The organism is Pseudomonas citrullilanati, from assembly GCF_030580855.1.
Classification (GTDB): domain Bacteria; phylum Pseudomonadota; class Gammaproteobacteria; order Pseudomonadales; family Pseudomonadaceae; genus Aquipseudomonas; species Aquipseudomonas citrulli.
The window spans coordinates 1-19,291 of record NZ_JAUQOP010000034.1 but is presented as its reverse complement, the minus strand read 5'-3'; the positions used below and the strand labels follow the sequence as shown (position 1 = coordinate 19,291).

At 63.3% G+C, this 19,291-nt stretch carries 19 protein-coding genes; 6 read left to right on the top strand and 13 right to left on the bottom strand.

Annotated elements, in window-relative coordinates:
• Positions 1 to 98: 98 nt before the first annotated feature.
• The 4 genes from Q6A48_RS20005 to Q6A48_RS19990 all read right to left on the bottom strand — a co-directional run bounded on the left by Q6A48_RS20005 (position 99) and on the right by Q6A48_RS19990 (position 4,192).
• Positions 99 to 1,382: a DSD1 family PLP-dependent enzyme gene (locus Q6A48_RS20005; RefSeq protein ID WP_304555966.1), complete on the bottom strand. Its 1,284-nt coding sequence runs from the start codon at positions 1,380 to 1,382 to the stop codon at positions 99 to 101.
• On the bottom strand, positions 1,382 to 2,680 hold the full coding sequence (locus Q6A48_RS20000) for a D-arabinono-1,4-lactone oxidase (protein ID WP_304556003.1): 1,299 nt from the start codon (positions 2,678 to 2,680) through the stop codon (positions 1,382 to 1,384). The genes Q6A48_RS20005 and Q6A48_RS20000 overlap by 1 nt, the downstream gene beginning before the upstream one ends.
• A gap of 115 nt (positions 2,681 to 2,795) precedes the next feature.
• Positions 2,796 to 3,167 (bottom strand): c-type cytochrome, encoded by a 372-nt coding sequence (locus tag Q6A48_RS19995; protein WP_304555965.1) that lies wholly within the window; start codon positions 3,165 to 3,167, stop codon positions 2,796 to 2,798.
• 140 nt (positions 3,168 to 3,307) lie between these two features.
• Complete coding sequence (locus Q6A48_RS19990) at positions 3,308 to 4,192, bottom strand: LysR family transcriptional regulator (protein WP_304555964.1); 885 nt, start codon at positions 4,190 to 4,192, stop codon at positions 3,308 to 3,310.
• 117 nt (positions 4,193 to 4,309) lie between these two features.
• Here Q6A48_RS19990 and Q6A48_RS19985 point away from each other — a divergent pair, with 117 nt between their 5' ends.
• A complete protein-coding gene (locus tag Q6A48_RS19985) occupies positions 4,310 to 5,953 on the top strand; it encodes a GMC family oxidoreductase (protein WP_304555963.1) in 1,644 nt (547 codons plus the stop codon).
• A 207-nt stretch (positions 5,954 to 6,160) separates the two neighbouring features.
• Complete coding sequence (locus Q6A48_RS19980; protein WP_304555962.1) at positions 6,161 to 7,783, top strand: MFS transporter; 1,623 nt, start codon at positions 6,161 to 6,163, stop codon at positions 7,781 to 7,783.
• A gap of 76 nt (positions 7,784 to 7,859) precedes the next feature.
• On the opposite strand, the gene Q6A48_RS19975 is transcribed toward Q6A48_RS19980, so the two are convergent.
• Positions 7,860 to 8,267: a response regulator gene (locus tag Q6A48_RS19975; protein WP_304555961.1), complete on the bottom strand. Its 408-nt coding sequence runs from the start codon at positions 8,265 to 8,267 to the stop codon at positions 7,860 to 7,862.
• 245 nt (positions 8,268 to 8,512) lie between these two features.
• Here Q6A48_RS19975 and Q6A48_RS19970 point away from each other — a divergent pair, with 245 nt between their 5' ends.
• Together Q6A48_RS19970 and Q6A48_RS19965 are read left to right on the top strand one after the other, a co-directional pair.
• A complete protein-coding gene (locus Q6A48_RS19970; RefSeq protein WP_304555960.1) occupies positions 8,513 to 10,459 on the top strand; it encodes a DNA topoisomerase III in 1,947 nt (648 codons plus the stop codon).
• Positions 10,460 to 11,149: 690 nt separating this feature from the next.
• On the top strand, positions 11,150 to 11,479 hold the full coding sequence (locus Q6A48_RS19965) for a hypothetical protein (RefSeq protein ID WP_304555959.1): 330 nt from the start codon (positions 11,150 to 11,152) through the stop codon (positions 11,477 to 11,479).
• A 59-nt stretch (positions 11,480 to 11,538) separates the two neighbouring features.
• Here Q6A48_RS19965 and glsB read toward each other — a convergent pair whose 3' ends face one another.
• Positions 11,539 to 12,447, bottom strand: a complete 909-nt coding sequence (glsB, locus tag Q6A48_RS19960) for a glutaminase B (RefSeq protein ID WP_042732094.1) — start codon at positions 12,445 to 12,447, stop codon at positions 11,539 to 11,541.
• A 155-nt stretch (positions 12,448 to 12,602) separates the two neighbouring features.
• On the opposite strand from glsB, the gene Q6A48_RS19955 reads away from it, so the two are divergent.
• Complete coding sequence (locus Q6A48_RS19955; protein ID WP_304555958.1) at positions 12,603 to 12,797, top strand: hypothetical protein; 195 nt, start codon at positions 12,603 to 12,605, stop codon at positions 12,795 to 12,797.
• A gap of 10 nt (positions 12,798 to 12,807) precedes the next feature.
• Here Q6A48_RS19955 and Q6A48_RS19950 read toward each other — a convergent pair whose 3' ends face one another.
• The 7 genes from Q6A48_RS19950 to Q6A48_RS19920 form a co-directional block, all read right to left on the bottom strand.
• Positions 12,808 to 13,812 carry a hypothetical protein gene (locus Q6A48_RS19950; protein WP_304555957.1) on the bottom strand — a complete coding sequence of 335 codons (1,005 nt, stop codon included), beginning with the start codon at positions 13,810 to 13,812 and terminating at the stop codon, positions 12,808 to 12,810.
• 131 nt (positions 13,813 to 13,943) lie between these two features.
• Positions 13,944 to 14,873, bottom strand: a complete 930-nt coding sequence (locus Q6A48_RS19945) for a ZIP family metal transporter (RefSeq protein ID WP_304555956.1) — start codon at positions 14,871 to 14,873, stop codon at positions 13,944 to 13,946.
• Between the two features lie 104 nt (positions 14,874 to 14,977).
• Positions 14,978 to 15,859 (bottom strand): manganese catalase family protein, encoded by an 882-nt coding sequence (locus tag Q6A48_RS19940; RefSeq protein ID WP_304556002.1) that lies wholly within the window; start codon positions 15,857 to 15,859, stop codon positions 14,978 to 14,980.
• A 263-nt stretch (positions 15,860 to 16,122) separates the two neighbouring features.
• On the bottom strand, positions 16,123 to 16,434 hold the full coding sequence (locus tag Q6A48_RS19935) for a con-10 family general stress protein (protein WP_304555955.1): 312 nt from the start codon (positions 16,432 to 16,434) through the stop codon (positions 16,123 to 16,125).
• Positions 16,435 to 16,853: 419 nt separating this feature from the next.
• Positions 16,854 to 17,102, bottom strand: coding sequence for a metallothionein (locus Q6A48_RS19930; protein WP_304555954.1), 249 nt, complete (start codon positions 17,100 to 17,102; stop codon positions 16,854 to 16,856).
• A gap of 37 nt (positions 17,103 to 17,139) precedes the next feature.
• Complete coding sequence (locus tag Q6A48_RS19925) at positions 17,140 to 17,412, bottom strand: hypothetical protein (protein ID WP_304555953.1); 273 nt, start codon at positions 17,410 to 17,412, stop codon at positions 17,140 to 17,142.
• 59 nt (positions 17,413 to 17,471) lie between these two features.
• Positions 17,472 to 17,981 (bottom strand): ferritin-like domain-containing protein, encoded by a 510-nt coding sequence (locus Q6A48_RS19920; RefSeq protein ID WP_304555952.1) that lies wholly within the window; start codon positions 17,979 to 17,981, stop codon positions 17,472 to 17,474.
• 193 nt (positions 17,982 to 18,174) lie between these two features.
• On the opposite strand from Q6A48_RS19920, the gene Q6A48_RS19915 reads away from it, so the two are divergent.
• Complete coding sequence (locus tag Q6A48_RS19915) at positions 18,175 to 19,014, top strand: NAD-dependent protein deacetylase (protein WP_304555951.1); 840 nt, start codon at positions 18,175 to 18,177, stop codon at positions 19,012 to 19,014.
• The last annotated feature ends 277 nt before the right edge of the window (positions 19,015 to 19,291 follow it).

Genomic DNA, 19,291 nt, shown 5'->3' with positions numbered 1-19,291 from the left:
GCCGCCTTCGCGAGCAGGCTCGCTCCCACCAGGTTTCCCGTGTTCGCAAAAGTCGAATCCATCGCCAAACCTGTGGGAGCGAGCCTACCCATGCGCGATCAGCTGTACACCGGCCATTGCTCGACAATCCGCCCGCCGCGCACCGCCAGCAAGTCGCCGAACTGCAGCAACACCGACTCCGTCTGGGTCGGCCGCAGGAACACCTGGTCTTCCAGCGCCAACCCCACCGCTTCTGAACCGTTAACCATTTCCTGGTTGGAGCTGCGGCCATAGAGGCTGTTGCTCTTCAAGCCGGAGGGCGATTCGAAGTCGGCCATCCAGTTGCCGCCGTAGATGAAAAACGTCGCCCGCTGGTTCACGTCCCACCAGGAGAAGATCCGTGACTTTTCGTCCAGGGCCGGGATGTTCACCGCGCCGGTGCGCTTCAACACCGGCGTGGCGATATAGGCCGCCGGCACGTGCTCGCTCAGGGACGGCAGGTCGTAGTGGCTGGGCTTGAGCATGGCCGTGCCCACCGACACTTCGGTGCTGAGGTTTTCCTGCTCGTGCAGCCGATAGCTGGGGCTGCCGGCGGTGTTGAAGGTCAGGCTCGGATGCCACAAGTCCGGATAACGCAGGCGGACGAAATCCACCCGTGCGGTGTAGATCGCCATGACCCGGGCCAGCAATGTCTGTGGGCTCGCCAGCAGCTCGGGCACGCCCATGCCCACGAACGGGTCGTAGCCCATGAACCCGGCGAACTCCAGGTGCGCCGGATGGGCCCGGATCAACGTGAGCATGGCGTCCAGGCTCGCCTCATCGGCCACGCCACCGCGGTGCAGGCCGACGTCCAGTTCGATGTTGACCCGCACACGCGTGCCCAGGCCCTGGGCCAGGGCGCGGTATTGTTCGAGCCGCTGCGGGGTGTCCAGCAACCATTGCAACTGCCGCGCCGGGTCGAACGGCCCCTTGTGCAACCGGTAGAACAGCTCGGCGGAGCGCACCGGCAGCGGCTTGCCCAGCAGGATATCGGCCTCGGCGAACTGCATCGCATCGTGATTGAGAAACGGTTGGTGGAACGACATCAGCCGTCGCGTCTCGGCCCGCTGGCCGATGTAGGCCAGCAACCCGGGCGACGGCAATGATTTCTCCACCAGCCGCAACTGCTTGCCGGTCCGCCGGACCGAGGCCTTGACCACGTCGATGTTGTGATCCAGGCGATCGAGGTCGACCAGCAGCACCGGGCGCATCGGCCCGTTGGCCTTGAGCTCGCGGTTCAATTGGCGGAAATACTCACTGTACGGCCCGCCCCGGTCTTGGGGGCGCAACAGCACGGCGGCACCGGCGAGCAACGCCCCCGCACCCAATGTTCCCTTGAGGAAACCGCGACGATTGAAACCCATCAGCTCACCCCCAGGATTGTCGACAGATGCCCGTTGAGAAACTTGCCGGCGGGGTCCAGGGCCTGGCGCACCCGGGCGAATTCCGGCCAGCGCGGGTACAGCGCCTGGAGCGCCCTGGCGTTGAGCGAGTGCAATTTTCCCCAGTGCGGACGACCCTGGTACTTCCAGAAAATCGGTTCGACGGCGGCAAAGAAATTGTGGTGGTCCATCTGGTAGTGCTGGTGCACGGAGATCGAGCAGCTGTCCCGGCCTTCGAACATGCTCAAGGCAATGTCGTCGGCCTTGACGTAGCGGTACTCGATGGGAAACCAGGTGCGCAGGTTCTTGTCGCGGATCAGCGCAAGGATCTCCCGCAGGCACGCCGGGCCGTGTTCCGCCGGGACCGAGTATTCCATCTCGTTGAAGCGCACCGTGCGGGCATTGGCATAGATGTCGTGGGAGTCACCGACGCGGTCGTCGAAATCGGCCAGCAGCCGCAGGCTGTTCAGCAACACCCGGCGGGTGGCCGGAAAATCGCTGCCGTACTTGTCGAGTTTTTCGATCAGCGTGACGAACTCGTTGCCGCCCTCTTCTTCCGGGCTGATGGGCGGCGTGGCCGGGTCGGTGGTCTCGTTCAGGGTGACCGACAAGGCATAGTCGGAATGAGTGACCACCTGCATTTCCCAGTGCTGGTTGTCGCGAGTGAGGGCGTCGATGTCCTCCAGCAACTCTTCGGTCTTCGCCACCCATTGGCGCTCGCGCAACCGATAGGCCGGGCGATTCTGCAAGCGCACCCGGGTCACCAGCCCCAGCGCCCCCAGGGAGACCCGGGCGGCCTTGAACACGTCCGGGTGCCGACGGACGTCGCAATCGAGGACCTCGCCAGCGGCGGTCACCAGTTGCAGGCCGACGACCTGGGACGCGTAGGAGCCGAACGCCTTGCCGGTGCCGTGGGTCGAGGTGGCGATGGCCCCGGCCAGGGTTTGGTAGTCGACGTCGGCCATGTTCGGCAATCCCTGGCCGATGGCCTTGAGCGCCGGGCCCATGCGTGACATCGGCGTACCGCCGCCGAATTCGGCTTGCAGGCTGGCCGCGTCGTGATCGAGCAGGCCGCTGAAAAAACTCAGCGACAGCAAGGTCCCGTCCGTGGGCACCAGCGCGCTAAAGGAATGCCCCGAGCCCACCGGACGAATACGTCCTTCGGCTCGGGTCACCACTTGCACCAGTTCATCCAGGTCCTTGGGCGCCAGGCGCGCCACCGGCAAGCAACTCTGTGCCCCGGACCAATTGCGCCAAGGGATCAGCCGCGGTGCGCGCATCAGCTCGGCCAGGGCGCCCTGGCTGCCGAGTGCCGTGTAGGCCGCGACCACGCCGGCGCCTTGGAGCAACCGGCGCCGTGAGAAATCCATCGTCATGCCGTCGTACCCTTGTCTGTCATTGGAAGTGCTGGCCGGACATGAAGGCGATCAAGGCCAGGAATTGCTCTTCGGAGCAGTGCATGCACAGGCCCATCGGCGGCATGCCGTTGTAGCCATTGATCGCGTGGTCCAACAGGGTGTCGGCGCCCTGGGCCACGCGGGGCGCCCAGGCGTTGGCATCGCCGGTCAGCGGCGCCCCGGCACCGGGGTTGGCGTGGCAGAGCTTGCAACTGCTGTCGTAGATTTGCGCCAGCGCCGCATCGGCAGGCATGGCGGTGTACACCGTGGGCGCGGGCGGCTTGGGCTCGTCGCCGCAGCCGGCGAGCAGCAAGCCGAGCAGGAGGATGGAGATCGGGTTGAGCCAGGTTGAAGGTGTCGTTGCCGGCATGGGGCCCTCTTGGCTGCGCCTTTGTTCTTCTAGGCCAACACTAAGGCACGCCAGCCCATCGGCTTGAGGTCATTGGGGGCCAGAAATGGGGGCTTGGGCGGCCAGTCGCGGGGCGTATCGATGCCCTTGCCAACGCCTGGTCAGGGCAACAGCAACCCCTGCTCCCGTTCGCACAGTTGCACCACGTAATCCCACAACACCCGCAAGCGCACCGACTTGTGCAGCTCGCGGCGGGTGCTGATCCAGTAGCTGCGGCGCAGGGTTTCGTCCGGCAGCAGCGGCACCAGCGCCGGGTCGCCGCTGGCCATGTAGCAAGGCAGCACGGCGATGCCCAGGCCCGAGCGCGCGGCCTGCTGCTGGGCGATGACACTGGTGCTGTGGAACACCACCCGGGGGTTGCGGCAAAAACCGTTGAGGAACATCAATTCCTGGCTGAACAGCAAGTCGTCGACGTAGCCGATCCAGGCGTGACGAGCCAGGTCCTCGCGACTGCGCAGCGGTGGCGAGCGGTCCAGGTAGGCCTGGCTGGCGTATAGCGCCAGGCTGTAGTCGGTGAGCTTGCGCGTCACCAGCAGGTCAGCCGCCGGGCGTTCGAGGTGGATACTGATTTCCGCCTCGCGGTTGAGGATGCTGACGAACCGTGGCACCGCCACCAGCTCCACCTCCAACCCCGGATACCGCTGGAACAGCCCATCCATGCGGCTGGCGAGGAACATGATGCCCAACCCTTCGGTCACCCCGAGGCGGATCTTGCCCAGCGGCGCGCTGGACTGGGTGATGTCTTCCTGCGCCAGCAACGCCACGTTCTCCATGGCCTCGGCATGCTTGAGCAAGGCCTCGCCGGCGGGGGTCAATTCATAGCCCTGGGCCTGCTGGACGAACAGCGCCGTGCCCAGGCTCTTCTCGATGGCCTCGATGTGCCGGGCCACGGTGGCATGGGTGGTGTTCAACCGCCGCGCGGCGGTCAGCAGGCGGCCACTGCGTTGCAGCTCCAGGAAGTAGCGCAGGTCATTCCAGTCGAACATGGGGGCTCCTGGCACGTCGCTGTCCATAAACGCACAGCCGGTGCGCAAAAACTAACATTCTTTTAACGAAAACTAACAACTAGGATGAACCCACAAAAACAAAAAAAGAGGTCGCGGATGCAACCTGTCGTCGATGAATACGATTACGTGATCGTGGGCGCCGGCCCTGCCGGATGCCTGCTGGCGAACCGACTGTCGGCCAACCCGCAACACCGGGTCCTGCTGCTGGAAGCCGGTGGGCGCGACAACTACCCATGGATTCACATTCCGGTGGGCTACCTGTTCTGCATCGGCAACCCGCGCACCGACTGGTGCTTCAAGACCGAAGCACAACCCGGCCTGCAAGGGCGGGCCTTGAGTTACCCGCGCGGCAAGGTCCTGGGCGGCTGCTCCTCCATCAACGGCATGATCTACATGCGTGGCCAGGCCGCGGACTACGACGCCTGGGCCGCCGAAGGCAATCCCGGCTGGGCCTGGGACGACGTCCTGCCGCTGTTCCGCCAGAGCGAGAACCACTTCGCCGGCGCGTCCGAATTCCATGGCGCCAGCGGCGAGTGGCGGGTCGAACGCCAGCGCCTGTCATGGCCCATTCTCGACGCCTTTCGCCGCGCCGCCGAGCAGAGCGGCATCCCCAATGTCGACGACTTCAACGGCGGCGACAACGAAGGCTGCGGCTATTTCCAGGTCAACCAGAAGGCCGGGGTCCGCTGGAACGCAGCCAAGGCCTTTCTCAAGCCGATCCGCCAACGGCCCAACCTCACCGTGCTGACCGAGGTCGAAGTCGATCGCGTGTTATTGCGCGACGACCGCGCCCATGCCGTCCGCGCTCGCTGGCAAGGCAAGGGCATGACCTTCAAGGCCCGCAAGGAAATCGTCCTGTGCGCCGGCGCCGTGGGCTCGCCGGGGATCCTGCAGCGCTCCGGGATCGGCCCGCGCGCCCTGCTGCAACGCCTGGGGATTGGCGTGGCCCACGAACTGCCCGGCGTCGGCGGCAACCTGCAGGATCACCTGCAACTGCGGCTGATCTACCAATTGGAAAATGCCCGCACCCTGAACCAGATCGCCGGCACCCTCTGGGGCAAGATGGGCATGGGCCTGCGCTACTTGTACGACCGCAGCGGGCCGTTGTCGATGGCGCCCAGCCAACTCGGCGCGTTCGCCCGCTCCGGTCCCGAGCAGGCGTCGGCCAACCTCGAATACCACGTGCAACCGTTGTCCCTGGAACGCTTCGGCGAGCCGCTGCACAGCTTCGCAGCGTTCACCGCGTCAGTCTGCGACCTGCGCCCGCAAAGCCGGGGCCGGGTCGACATTCGCTCGGCCGAGCCCCATGAAGCGCCGTTGATCCAGCCCAACTACCTGAGCCATCCCGAAGACCTGCGGGTGGCCGCCGACGCCATCCGCCTGACCCGACGCATTGTCGCGGCCCCGGCCCTGGGCGCCTTCAAGCCGGTGGAATACCTGCCGGGCCCCAGCCTGCAAACCGAAGAAGAACTGCACCAGGCCGCCGCACGCATCGGCACGACGATCTTCCACCCGGTCGGCACCTGCCGAATGGGCCAGGACCGCGACGCCGTGGTGGACGCGCAATTGCGCGGCCACGGCATCCGCGGCCTGCGCATCGCCGACGCCTCGATCATGCCGCGCATCACCTCGGGCAACACCTGCTCGCCGACGTTGATGATCGCCGAGAAAGCGGCGCAGATGATGCTTGAGGCCAACACAAGGATCACCACGGTCCAAAAGGAGCCTGCCCTAGTCTGAAGAACAGGCACCCCCCCTGTGGGAGCGGGCTTGCTCGCGAAAGCGGAGCGCCAGTCGACATCATCATTAACTGACACACTGCCTTCGCGAGCAAGCCCGCTCCCACAAGGGGAAATGTGCAAGCAAAGGGAATGCATCAAAGCAGGAGACGCCAAGCCCGGCGTCGACAGTGGAACAACAAAAACAATCACTGTGAGGGATATCGCTATGTCGGAACATGTTCAGCCCCTGGAAGCCATGCGCAGCGCCGGCACCAGCCGGGAAACCCAGAAGGTCATCTTCGCCTCGTCCCTGGGGACGGTGTTCGAGTGGTACGACTTTTTCCTCTATGGCGCCCTGGCGGCGGTGATCAGCAAGCAGTTCTTTGCCGGGGTCAACGACACCACGGCGTTCATCTTCGCCCTGATGGCCTTCGCCGCCGGTTTCATCGTGCGGCCATTCGGCGCGCTGGTGTTCGGTCGGCTGGGGGACATGATCGGGCGCAAGTACACCTTCCTGGCAACCATCGTGCTGATGGGCCTGGCGACCTTCTGCGTCGGCCTGCTGCCCAACTACGCCAGCATCGGCATTGCCGCGCCGATCATCCTGGTGGTACTGCGCATGCTCCAGGGCCTGGCCCTGGGCGGTGAATATGGCGGCGCCGCGACTTATGTCGCCGAGCACGCCCCCATCGGCAAGCGCGGCTTCCACACCAGCTGGATCCAGTCCACGGCCACCCTCGGGCTGCTGCTTTCGTTGCTGGTGGTGCTGGGCTGTCGCTATTTCACCGGGGACCAGTTCGAAGCCTGGGGCTGGCGCATTCCGTTCCTGCTGTCGATCCTGCTGCTGGGCATCTCCACCTGGATCCGCCTGAGCCTGCACGAATCGCCGGCCTTCCTGAAGATGAAAGAGGAAGGCAAATGCTGCAAGGCGCCGATCCGCGAATCGTTCGGCCAGTGGGACAACCTCAAGGTGGTGCTCATCGCGCTGTTCAGCATCAACGCCGGGCAAGCGGTGACGTTCTACGCCGCGCAATTCTACGTGCTGTTCTTCCTCACCCAGTTCCTGAAGATGGACCCGGCCCTGGCCAACAGCCTGTTGATCGTCAGCGTGGTCATCGGCGCGCCGTTCTTCATTTTCTTCGGCTGGCTGTCGGACAAGGTCGGGCGCAAGCCGGTGCTGATGATCGGCCTGCTGCTGGCGACGGCGTTGTACTTCCCGATCTTCAAGACACTGGCCCACTACGCCAACCCGGCCATCGACCAGGCGAGCCGCCAGGCGCCGATCAGCGTGATCGCCGATCCCGCCACCTGCACCTTCCAGTTCGACCCGGTGGGCAAGGCGCGTTTCGATAGCCCCTGCGACAAGGTCAAGACCTTCCTGGTCAAGCAAGGCCTGCCCTACACCAGCGTCGCCGCGCCGGCGGGCAGCCCGGTGCAGGTCAACATCGGCGACGTGAAGATCGACGGTTACGACGAAGCGGCCCTGCGCGGCGCGGTGACCTTGGCCGGCTACCCGCAACAGGCCGATGCCCAGCAGATCAACCGGCCGATGATCGTGGCCCTGATCGTGGCCCTGATCATCATCTCGGCGATGTGCTATGGCCCACTGGCGGCATTGATGGTGGAACTGTTCCCGACCCGGATCCGCTACACCTCCATGTCCCTGCCCTATCACATCGGCAACGGCTGGTTCGGCGGCTTCCTGCCCACCGTGTCGTTCGCGCTGGTGGTCTACACCGGGGATATCTTCTACGGGCTGTGGTACCCGGTGGTGATCACCGGCGTGAGCCTGCTGGTGGGGATGTTCTGCCTGCGGGAAACGCGCAACGTCGACCTGGACAAGAACTGACTACACCGCCTTGTGGCGCGGGAGCGTGCTCCCGGGCCACAAGGGCTTGCTCCTGGTCTGGACGCCACTTGAACAGTCAGTGCAGCGAGTGGTTCTTCACCGTGCTTTCCACCAGGTCCAGCATCTGCCCCAGCGCCCAAGGCTTGGCGATGAACGAGGCCTGGTGCTTGATCCCCGCGCTTTCCGGGGTTTCGAAGCCGGACATGATCAGCAGCGGTATCTGTGGCCAGCGCTCGCCGGTGAGGTTGGCCAGGTCCGCGCCGTCCAACGTCCCAGGCATGGTGATGTCGGTGAGCAACAGGTCGACATAGTCGGAATTTTCTTCGAGAAATGTCAGCGCTTCGTCGGCGCTTTCCCGGGGTTCCACGACAAACCCTTCGTCCTCAAGGATTTCGCACAGGAACTCCAGGATCGTCGGGTCGTCTTCAACGACGAGAATCAAACGTGTGGTCGTCTGCCCGTCGCCCTTCAGCATCGAATTCATGATCAGTGACTCTCCTAGACCTCATGAGCTTTTCTTTGCGGTCGCAACCGCTCTGAAAGTTATGAGCGATGCCTCTTCGAGAAATTCATTTTGCCTGCGCAGATCCCGCCGAGCGTCGCGCCGGGCGCCCCCTGGCAACCCGATGCAACGGTTTTATCTGTATATCCATACAGATAAAACTTGCCGTGGCGCTCATCCATGACCATGCTTGTCGCCCATCGAACCCGTCAGAGGAAACGGTCGCTATGCAGTTGTACCTGTGTGAAAAGCCGTCTCAGGCCAAGGACATCGCTGCCGTGCTCGGTGCCACGCGCCGTGGCGACGGTTGCTGGCTCGGCCCGGGCGTCACGGTCACCTGGTGCATCGGCCACTTGCTCGAAACCGCTGCGCCCGATGCCTACGACGCGCGCTACAAGCGCTGGGTGCTGGCCGACCTGCCGATCGTGCCCGCACAGTGGAAAATGACCGTCAAGCCAAAGACCGCCAGCCAGTACAAGGCGGTCAAGCGCTTGCTGGGGGAAGCCAGGGAACTGGTGATCGCCACCGACGCCGACCGCGAAGGCGAAATGATCGCCCGGGAGCTGGTGGAACATTGCCGCTACCGTGGGCCGATCCGCCGGCTGTGGCTGTCGGCCCTGGACGAAGCCTCGATCCGCAAGGCCCTCGCCGCCCTCAGGCCCGGGGAAGATACCTTCAACCTGTATCACTCGGCCCTGGGGCGTTCCCGCGCCGATTGGCTGATCGGCATGAACATGAGCCGCCTGTTCACCTTGCTCGGGCGCCAGTCCGGCTACCAAGGGGTGCTGCCGGTGGGCCGCGTGCAGACACCGACGCTGCGGCTGGTGGTGGACCGCGACCGCAGCATCGCCGACTTCGTGCCGGTCGCCTATTGGGCCATCGATGTGCAGCTCAGTCATGAGGGCACCGCCTTCATCGCCCAGTGGCGCGCCGCCCCGGATGCCTGCGACGACCAGGAGCGTTGCCTGAACCCGGTGCTGGCCCGGGACGCCGCGCAGGCCATGAGCGACGCCGGCACCGCGCGAACCCTGAAAGTGCGTACCGAACGGTTGCGCGAAGCACCGCCGCTGCCGTTCGACCTGGGTACCTTGCAGGAAGTCTGCTCGAAGAAGCTCGGCCTCGGCGCCCAGGAAACCCTGGACATCGCTCAGTCGCTCTACGAAACCTACAAGCTCATCACCTACCCGCGCAGCGATTGCGGTTTCCTGCCCCTGAGCCAGCACAGCGAGGCGCCGGCCATACTCGCCGCCCTCGCCCAGGCCGACCCGAGCCTTGCGCCGCTGCGCGAACACCTGCAACCACAGCGCAAATCCCGGGCCTGGAACGACGCCAAGGTCAGCGCCCACCACGGCATCATTCCCACCGCCGCGGCGAGGAACCTGGACAAGCTCGCCAGCAAGCAACGGGCGGTCTACACGCTGATTCGCGCACGCTACCTGGCGCAGTTCCTGCCCAACCACGAATACGACCGGACCCAGGCCGACTTCGACTGTGCCGGCCAGGCCCTGCGTGCCGTGGGCAAGCAGGTCGTCGAGCCCGGCTGGAAACGCGCCCTGCCCGAGGTCCTGGCACCGGCCAGGGGCCGGGAAGCCCCCTCGCCGCAAATCCTCCCGGCGCTGGAGCAAGGGCGTGACTGCGCCGTGGACGAGGTCCGGCTCAAGGACCTGTGGACCCAACCGCCGAAGCCGTTCACCGAAGGCGACCTGATCAAGGCGATGAAGAACGTCGCCAAGCTGGTGGACGACCCGCTGCTCAAGCAGAAGCTCAAGGACACCACCGGCATCGGCACCGAAGCGACCCGGGCCTCGATCATCCAGGGGCTGCTCGATCGCGGCTACCTGGTGAAGAACGGCAAGGCCCTGTCCGCCACCCCCGCGGCCTTCAGCCTGATCGACGCCGTGCCCCGGGCCATCGCCGACCCGGGTACCACCGCCATCTGGGAACAGGCCCTGGACATGGTGCAAAGCGGTGAAATGAGCCTGGAGGAATTCGTCACCCGACAAGCCGCCTGGATGAGCAAGCATGTCGCCCGTTGCCAGGGCATGAACCTGACCATCAGCGGCCCCGCCAGCCCGGCCGGCCGTGGCGCCACGCCGTGGAAGAACAAGCGCAAGCCGGCCAAGCGCAAGGCAGGCGGTGCACAGCGTAAGGCGAGCAAGTCCAAGGCGACCTGAGCACTGGCTCATCAATGACGCGGCCATAGTCTCCTTGTGGCGAGGGGATTTATCCCCGCTGGGCTGCGCAGCAGCCCCAAGCGAGTCGACTCAATTTGCCTGCTACGCAAGGTGTTGGGGTTTTAGGGGCGCTTCGCGCCCCAGCGGGGATAAATCCCCTCGCCACAGCCCAGCAGCCTGCACTCTTTCGCCGTTTTTCATACCCAAACCATTTTGTCCGACAATATGTAGTGACTAAAAATAATCACTACAAAACCGTTGACGGCCATGATTTGCCCTTGCATGATGCAGACGTCTCCCCGATCGGGAGTACAGGCAACCGTTGGAGCAAGCTCGTCTGACCGCCGAGCTGTTTTTTTGGATAAGGGACTGCCCACAAGGCAGATTGAAGGTGCTGACCTGGCCTGACCGTCCGGTAACAAGGACGAGAAACGTCGGTGAAGATCCTCATGACGCACGTGGTCGACCCTGAAAGGTTGACACTGACTGAAGATCCTTCGCTGTTTCTCTTCGTTGTAGCGCATTTTGCGTAGCAGCCCTTCGATAACACTACACAACCGCCGCATGACCCCGTCGCCGTTTGACGGACGCATGCTGACGACCTGGTTTCGGTACCAGGCAGGCACTTACCGAATGGCGAAGTTTTGCGAACCACCAGACAGATCAACCAAATGGTCAAGGGGCTTACACATGAATCTGAATAATCAACCATCTATTGATGAACTGGCTCGCATGTTCGCAGCGCACAAAGACAGCCTGGACAGCCATATCCTCTGGATCAGCAAGACGGGCCAGGTACACATGGACTGCCTGTCGCCCTTCACCGAGGAAGGCGAGTTCGAAAGGAACCAGCAGGACCTGTGTGCCCGGTTGAAGATGTACCGCCGTGGCCAGGGCTATGTGGGCAAGAAGGCTGCCGCCGACAAAGACTTCATCGGGCGCGTACTGCAGACGCTGACCCAGGCCTGGCAGTCGATGCAAAACACTTCCCAGGTCCAGGTCATCGACCGCCTCTACTGAGGACACCTGAATGAAAAGGGCCCGTTCCGCCAACCGGAACGGGCCCTTTTTCGTAGCGTCTAGAACACCGACCAACCGATCCGCTGGCTGAGCAGCTCCAGCGCCGCCATGCCGGCCAGAGAGTTGCCGGCGGTATTGAGTTCAGGCGACCACACGCACACCGAGAATTGCCCCGGCACCACGGCAACGATCCCGCCGCCCACCCCGCTCTTGCCCGGCAGGCCCACCCGGTAGGCGAAATTGCCGGCCTCGTCGTAGAGCCCGCTGGTGGCCATGATGGAGTTGACCTGCTGGGTCTGCCGGGCACTCAGGATCTGCTCGCCGCTGTGCTTGCAGAACCCGTCGTTGGCCAGGAAGCAGAATGCCCGGGCCAGGTCGATGCAATTCATCCGCAAGGCGCAATGGCTGAAGTAGCTGCGCAGCACCGCTTCCACATCGTTATGGAAGTTGCCGAAGGACTGCATCAGGTAGGCCATCGCGGCATTGCGAGCACGGTGCTGGTATTCCGAATCGGCGACCTTGCCGTCCACCATCACCAGCGGATTGCCCGACAGCCGCCGGACGAAATCGCGCATCGACAACGCCGGGGCGGCGAAGCGCGACTGGTTGATGTCACAGATCACCAGGGCACCGGCATTGATGAACGGGTTGCGCGGGCGACCCCGCTCGAATTCCAGTTGCACCAGGGAGTTGAAGGGCTGGCCGGACGGCTCGTGGCCGAGCCGCTCCCAGATCGCCTCGCCGGAATGCTCGATGGCCTGCACCAGGCTGAATACCTTGGAAATACTCTGCACCGAAAACGGCGTCTCGGCGTCGCCGGCGCAGTACATTTCGCCGTCGTTGCTGTACACGGCAATGCCCAATTGATTGGGCGCCACGGTTCCCAGGGCCGGAATGTAATCGGCGACCTTGCCTTGGCCGATCAGGGGGCGAACCGCATCGAGGATTTCGTTCAACAGTGCTTGCATACGCGCGCAGATCCAATCATTCCCCGTTCGAGTGCGGGGATACAGACGCTAGACGCTGATGGACGGGACCGAAGCACATCGATGTGCTTGCCCGATGCGCTGGCCGGGAATCGAGCAGTCTATAGTTCAAAGGCGCAACCGAAAGGAGGTACCCGATGCGCCAGATCATGCACAAGGAACCCTGGTGGGCCTCACCGCCCAAGCCGGGCCAGGATGAAAGCGAGCTGGAATGGGGATGGCTGGTGATCTACAGCGAAGGCGAGCCGCGCTTCGAATTCGTCAAGGAACGGCCCTCGGACGAAGAGATCCGTCATCGCAAGGGGTGCCGCGTCACCCTCGGAGCAGAATGAATCGGGCCGCTCAGGGCGTGATCGGCGGCAGGATCACCGGCCGATTGGCCAGGTCCGCTTCCACCAGGTTGCCTTCGATTTCCTCGTCCAGGTAATACACCGGCGCCATCACTCCACTGAGCGGATGCTTGAGTGACTTGGACCAGGCCTCGTCGAAGGCGGCACTGAGGCTCTTGCGGATCTGCGCTTCCATTTCCGGCCGCTCGCCTTCATGGATGATCGCGCGAATGCCCGCCACCCCCACGGAAATCAACGCCCCCGCCGCTTTGCCGGCCACGGCCGCCGCCGCGCCGGTGGCCCCGCGCGTGGCGAATTGCGCTTCGATCTTTTCGCTGGTGCGCTGCGCCACCGTGGCGATGACCGCGTCCGAAGGGCCCGAACCGGTGGCGGCGGCCTTGTTGACGTGATCGATCAGCGCGGCGTAGGCCGGCAGCGTGTTCAGCGGCTGGGTGTGGACCACTTCATACAACGACGCGTTGCGCGCCGCTGGCGGGCCCAGGTTGATGGCAAGGATGCCGTGCAGGCGTCGACTCATCAGTTCGGTGGGGACATGATTGCGCTCGGCAATCCCCTCGACCTGCTGGTTGAGCAGGCGCAGGTAATAATCGGTCGCGCTGGCCCTGATCGCCTCGGGATCGATTTCCACCGCCACCGGCTCCAGCACCCGTTCGCGGTACTGCTCTTGCAGATAGACTGCCAGGCGCCTGGCCGAGGCATCTTGCTCGCCTTGGGCGCTGGCGGAATACCAACTCACCTTCACCGCCAGCCATTCCTGGGTCCAGTAGCTGCTGAACCAGGGAATGAACTCGGCCTCGGTGCGCTCGTACACCAGCACCCGCCAATGCTCCATCGACCCGCGGGCATAAAGGCGCGCCTGTTCGATGGCGCTTTTCGACGCGGCGATGATCTGCTGGTCAACCTGCCGCCACGTGTCCTGGGGAATGGCCACTGCGGCGACCGGTTGACCGCGCTGCGGCGTGGCGCACCCCGCCAGAACGAGCAAAACGGCCACCATCAGCGAACGCCACACGGTCGCGCCACCCCGGTTTCAGGTCATCCCCGGGGTTAAGTATAGGCCCCGGTAGGCGCGGCCCCATTGCAAGCCCAATAAATGTGGTGCAGTGCTAATGCAGCGACTGGAAGCCCTCAACCCAACGCCGTATCGAGGAACATCATCACCGCGAACCCCATCATCAACCCAAGGGTCGCCGGGGTTTCATGGCCATTGCGGTGGGTCTCGGGAATCACCTCGTGGGACACCACGAAAATCATCGCCCCCGCGGCCAGTCCGAGGCTGATGGGATACGCGACCGCCACGCCGGACGACATGCCCAGGCCGATCACCGAGCCCAGTGGCTCCATCAGCCCAGAGCCCACCGCGATCAGCGCGGCCCGCAGGGTGCTGATGCCAGTGACCCGCAACGCCATGGCAATGGCCAGGCCCTCGGGGATGTCCTGGATGGCGATGGCGGTGGTCAGCGGCAGGCCGACCTTGAAATCGCCGTCGGCGAAGCTCACGCCGATGGCCATGCCTTCCGGCAGGTTGTGCAAGGTGATCGCGAGCACGAACAGCCAGACGCGGTTGATGCGCTCGGCCTGGGGACCTCGCCGGCCGCTCAGTTCGTGCTCGTGGGGCACGAACCGGTCCAGGCCGATCATCAGCGCCACTCCCAGCCCGAGGCCGACCACGACGACGAAGGCCGCCAGCAACTGGCTACCACAAATGACCTGCGCGGCGGCGATCCCCGGCAGGATCAGCGAGAAAGAACTGGCGGCGAGCATCATGCCTGCGGCGAACCCCAGCATGATGTCCTGGGTGCGCGACGAGATGTCCCGCAGCACCACGGCCATCAGCGCCCCCAGGGCAGTGGCGGCGAAGCCCGACGTGCCGCCAAGTACCGCGTAGCCCAGGTTGTGCCGGTCAGTGCCGACCAAGGCGTTGTAGCCGCTGTAGAGCAACAGCGCGGTGATCACCGCCAGCCCCAGCCAGAAGCTTACCCCCAGCACCAGGTTGTTCTGCACGGGGTCCAGCCAAGTGCGCCAGGGCGAGCGGATTCGGGAGGTGGGCTGGTCCATCGAGTGTCCTTAGTGATCTGCCTGCATGCAAAATCTGATCGTCCCACGCAGGGAACGACCAGACGAAATGATTCAGGCGAGGGAGTCGCCCCCCTCGCGGTTACTCACAGTTTGTCACTTTGCATTCCCGAACCCAAGTCGGCACCCGTGGTGGGATTGCTCTCGGGGTTGGACATCGTTCGCGCCTTCATGTCCATCAGCAGCGCTTCGTCTTTTTCACTCAATTGCACGCTAGCCATGCCGTCCCCGCCGTCAACCGCCGGCGTCGGATTCTCCACGAACTCCCAATCGTCGCCCTGGTTCCAAGGGCCGCGCACGCTAGGTTCGCCCTGGGACATGTTGAAGTAGACATTGGTGAACTCTGGCATGCCTGGCAATTTGCCTTGGGGGAAATTGGGCTGGATCGAATGCAGGGCCTTCTCGAATGACATTTGGTGGGCGATTTCCCGAGTCATCAGGAAGCCCAGCGCTTCCTTGACACCCGGATCATCGGTGACGTTCATCAGGCGCTCGTAGACGATCTTCGCCCGTGCCTCCGCCGCGATATTGGAGCGCATATCGGCCGTAGGCTCGCCGATCGTGTCGATATAGGCAGCGGTCCAAGGCACACCGGCAGAGTTGATCAACGGCGCACCGGCACCATACAGCAGGCTGGTGATGTGGGAATCGTTACCGGCGCCATTGATGTCACGGTACAGTTGGCCTTCCTGCTCCACACCTTCGGCCATCTTGCCCTTGGCGCCCTTGTTCAACATCACGATGATCGAGCCAATGATCTCAAGGTGGCTGAGCTCCTCGGTGGCGATGTCCATCAGCAAATCCTTGCGCCCCGGATCATCCTCGGACAAGGCTTGGGTGAAGTAGCGCGATGCCGCTGCCAGCTCGCCTTGGGCACCACCAAACTGTTCAAGCAGGAGATTGGCCAGCCCGGGATTGGGCGCCGCTACGCGCACGGTGTATTGCAGTCTTTTATTATGTATAAACATGATTAACCCCTCGATCAGGATATAGGTCACGGACACGCCGTTATCAAATTAACGGGGCCACAATAATCAGAAGACAGTCAGGAAAGATGATTTATTTTTTATTCAATGAACGAGACGAATGGCCAATGTAAGCATTTGCCAAACCGCTCATCGAATAAACCAGAAAGTCTGCAAGCCAAGCGAAACAGTAGTTCCGTTGGTATCAGTTATTTCACCCTAGGGGCCCCATGCGATAAGCACGGGGCCTTTCTTGTCACCGGGCATCAAGAGTCGCGGCCACCACCGCGGCTATTTTCACCCCCTTTCCTGCCGGCCTCGGAAGCTTTCTCCCGGTCATTGGCGAAGTTGCCACCCGACGCCTGGCCGCCTTTGCGACCGGCTTCCGCGGCACGTTCAGGATCGTTGGCGAAATTGCCACCCGATGCCTGCCCGCCCTTGCGTCCAGCCTCGGATGCGCGCCCCGGATCATTGGCGAAGTTGCCACCGGATGCCTGTCCGCCTTTCTTGCCGGCTTCCGATGCTTTCTCACGATCGTTAGCGAAATTGCCAGGATTGTTGTTTCCCGTATTAGCCATTTCATTCACCTCGTTAGTTGATAATTGGCGAACCTCATGCGCTCGCATTTACTATGAGAATACAGCTCGACCAAGGTTTTAAATTAATTCAGCGATCGGCGACGAACGGTAAGACTTTTCTAAACACGGCACTTTCCAGCGCCAGGCATTACAAAGTGCTATTAATCAAGCGGCGAACGATAAATTAACTTAAACGCTATAGCCGTTAGTTACTATATTGATAACAGTGCGTGTCTTTCCACGCTGTCCGCCAAAGGCCCGATGACGCCGGCACCCCATTGCACCGGTCTCGCCATCCTGGCCACGCGCCGTTCCAGGAAGCCAAAACTCGCGGGCTGCCGGCGTTATCCTGCACCACCGCACTGACCGGCTTGCGGCGTCCGGATACCCTGTCGCCGATACCCGGATTTAGAGATGACTCACGGTGAAATCGGATCGCTCGCCGGAAACGTTTCCTCCAGCGCGTCGTCCAGTTGGTTGTTGGTGACGTTCCGGTCGCGGGCCGTGCCGATGCGTTCACAATGGCAGTCGGGCGACGGACACGGCTCACCGTTGGGGTGCTGCTCGGCGCAAGCCTGGCTGCAATAGGCCTCGCCGTCATGGTTGAACACCCGTTGCGGATCCACCTCGCAGTGGCAATCGGGACAACCACATTTCAATTCGCTCATGATCTTGACTCCTACCGGTAATGGATCGAAGACGCCGTCAGGAAGATCCCACCAGCAACTGGACTTCCAGGTTCGCCGCCGCCACGCCGTGGTTGGCGACATACACATCGGCGGTCCAACCCTTGGTCAGGTTGTGGTAGGACTGGGTGCCCAACGCCGTGCCGCTGTCCCATTCGAGGACGTCGCCAATGTCGATGTCATTGGCCGAACCCAGTTCGAGCACGGTGTGGCCGTCCTCTTGCGCCACGTACACACCTACCATTGCGCTCTGTCGATTGATGGCTCGTACTTCACCTGTGGTCTGTTTCATACGTTTGCCCTTCTCGGCAGGTTCAAAGGCGACCGGCACCGCGCCGGTCGCCACTCACCTCAGCGCTTGGCTTCGGTGTGAGGGTTGGCCGAACGCTCCAGGAACGCCTCGGTGATCTGCGGCAAGTGATCGCGCAGCCAGTCGGCCATGGCGATTTCCTGCGGCAGGATCTGTTCGCACGCCCGCTGGGTTTCCACATCGCCGGCCACTTTCGCCGCCTCGATCAGCACCGTGTAGGACGCGATTTCGAGGTTTTCGAAGACGTAGCCGCTCATGGCGCCCTTGACCACTTCGTCACTCATGGTCATGCCGCCCACCGCCTGGCCGAAGGCCATGAGCTTGCCGGCCAGGTCCTTGAGCGTCGACGTGCTCCCGCCCAGGCGCTGGATGCACTGTTCCACCAATTGCTGCTGGCCGAGGGTTTCCTGCAGGTGCTCCTCGATGCGGGCCTTGAGCACCGGATAATGTTCAAGGCGTTCGGCCTGGGCCTTGAGCATCTTTTCTGCCTGTTGCTCCATGGCATGGGCGTCCTTGAGCCAATCCAACAGGTTCTCTTGAGGGGTTGCCATTTTTTTTCTCCTTAGCCTTGGTCGCACTGCCGCGCAGGACGACGGTTCTGAAGTACCGCACATAAAAGTGGATAGCGCGGCGCCGGCGAAAGTTTGAAAAGACCGCGGGCCAGGGCGACGAAAGGCGCTACAAGCGCTTCACCGTGCGATGGGAGTGCTAACCTCAACCGCTCCAGGCCAACGGAGACCCACAATGCCCGACGACCTTCACCTCGCCCCCCTCGATCGGTTGCTGGCTTACCTCAGCGGACGGCGCGTGCTGGTGCTCACCGGTGCTGGCATCAGCACCCCGTCCGGCATCCCCGACTACCGCGACAGCGACGGTGTGCGGCGGGGCCGACAGCCGATGATGTACCAGGAGTTCCTCGCCCAGGCCGACGCACGGCGGCGCTACTGGGCGCGGGCGATGCTCGGCTGGCCACGGGTGCGCCAGGCCCGGCCGAACGCCGCCCATGAAGCCCTGGCCGAGTTGCAGGCCCAACAGCGCATCACCGGGCTGATCACCCAGAATGTCGACACGCTGCACGACCAGGCCGGCAGCCGGGATGTCATCGAACTCCACGGCAGCCTGCATCGCGTGCTCTGCCTGGATTGCGCCCAGCGCAGCGAACGGCAACGGATCCAGCAACTGATGGAAACTGAAAATCCTTACCTGGCCGGTGTCGATGCAGTCCAGGCGCCCGATGGCGACACGCTGTTGGACCCGGCCTTCGAGGCCCGCTTCCAGGTACCCCGCTGCCCCCACTGCAACGGCGACCGGCTGAAGCCCGACGTGGTCTTCTTCGGCGAGAACGTCGCCCCACTCACCGCCGCCCGCGCCAGCCAGGCCGTGGAGGAAGCGGATGGTTTGCTGGTGGTGGGCTCGTCGCTGATGGCCTATTCGGCGTTTCGCCTGTGCCGTGCCGTCAAGGACCAGGGCAAGCCCTTGCTGGCGATCAACCGGGGCAAGACCCGGGCGGATGAAATGCTGGACCTGAAACTGGAGGAGCCCTGCGAGCAATTGTTGCCGTTGCTGGCACAAGCCCGCTTCTAACCACACAGCGGGGGGAGCGAGCGTGGTCGCGATAGGGGTGCGTCAGTGGTTTCCATGTTGGTTGATCCGACGCCTTCGCGAGCAGGCTCGCTTGTGTCTTAAGACAGGATAAAGTCAAAGGTGAGAGGGGTGGACAGCAAGCTGACGGGTCGCGGTGCCCTAAGCACGTGTGGGAGCCAAGCTGCTGTCCACTCTTCCCGCTTTGGCTCAAAGCTCGAACAGTTGACTGAGTTTCCGCCCTCGAACAACAAGCATGAGCCAGGCCAAAGCGCCTCTC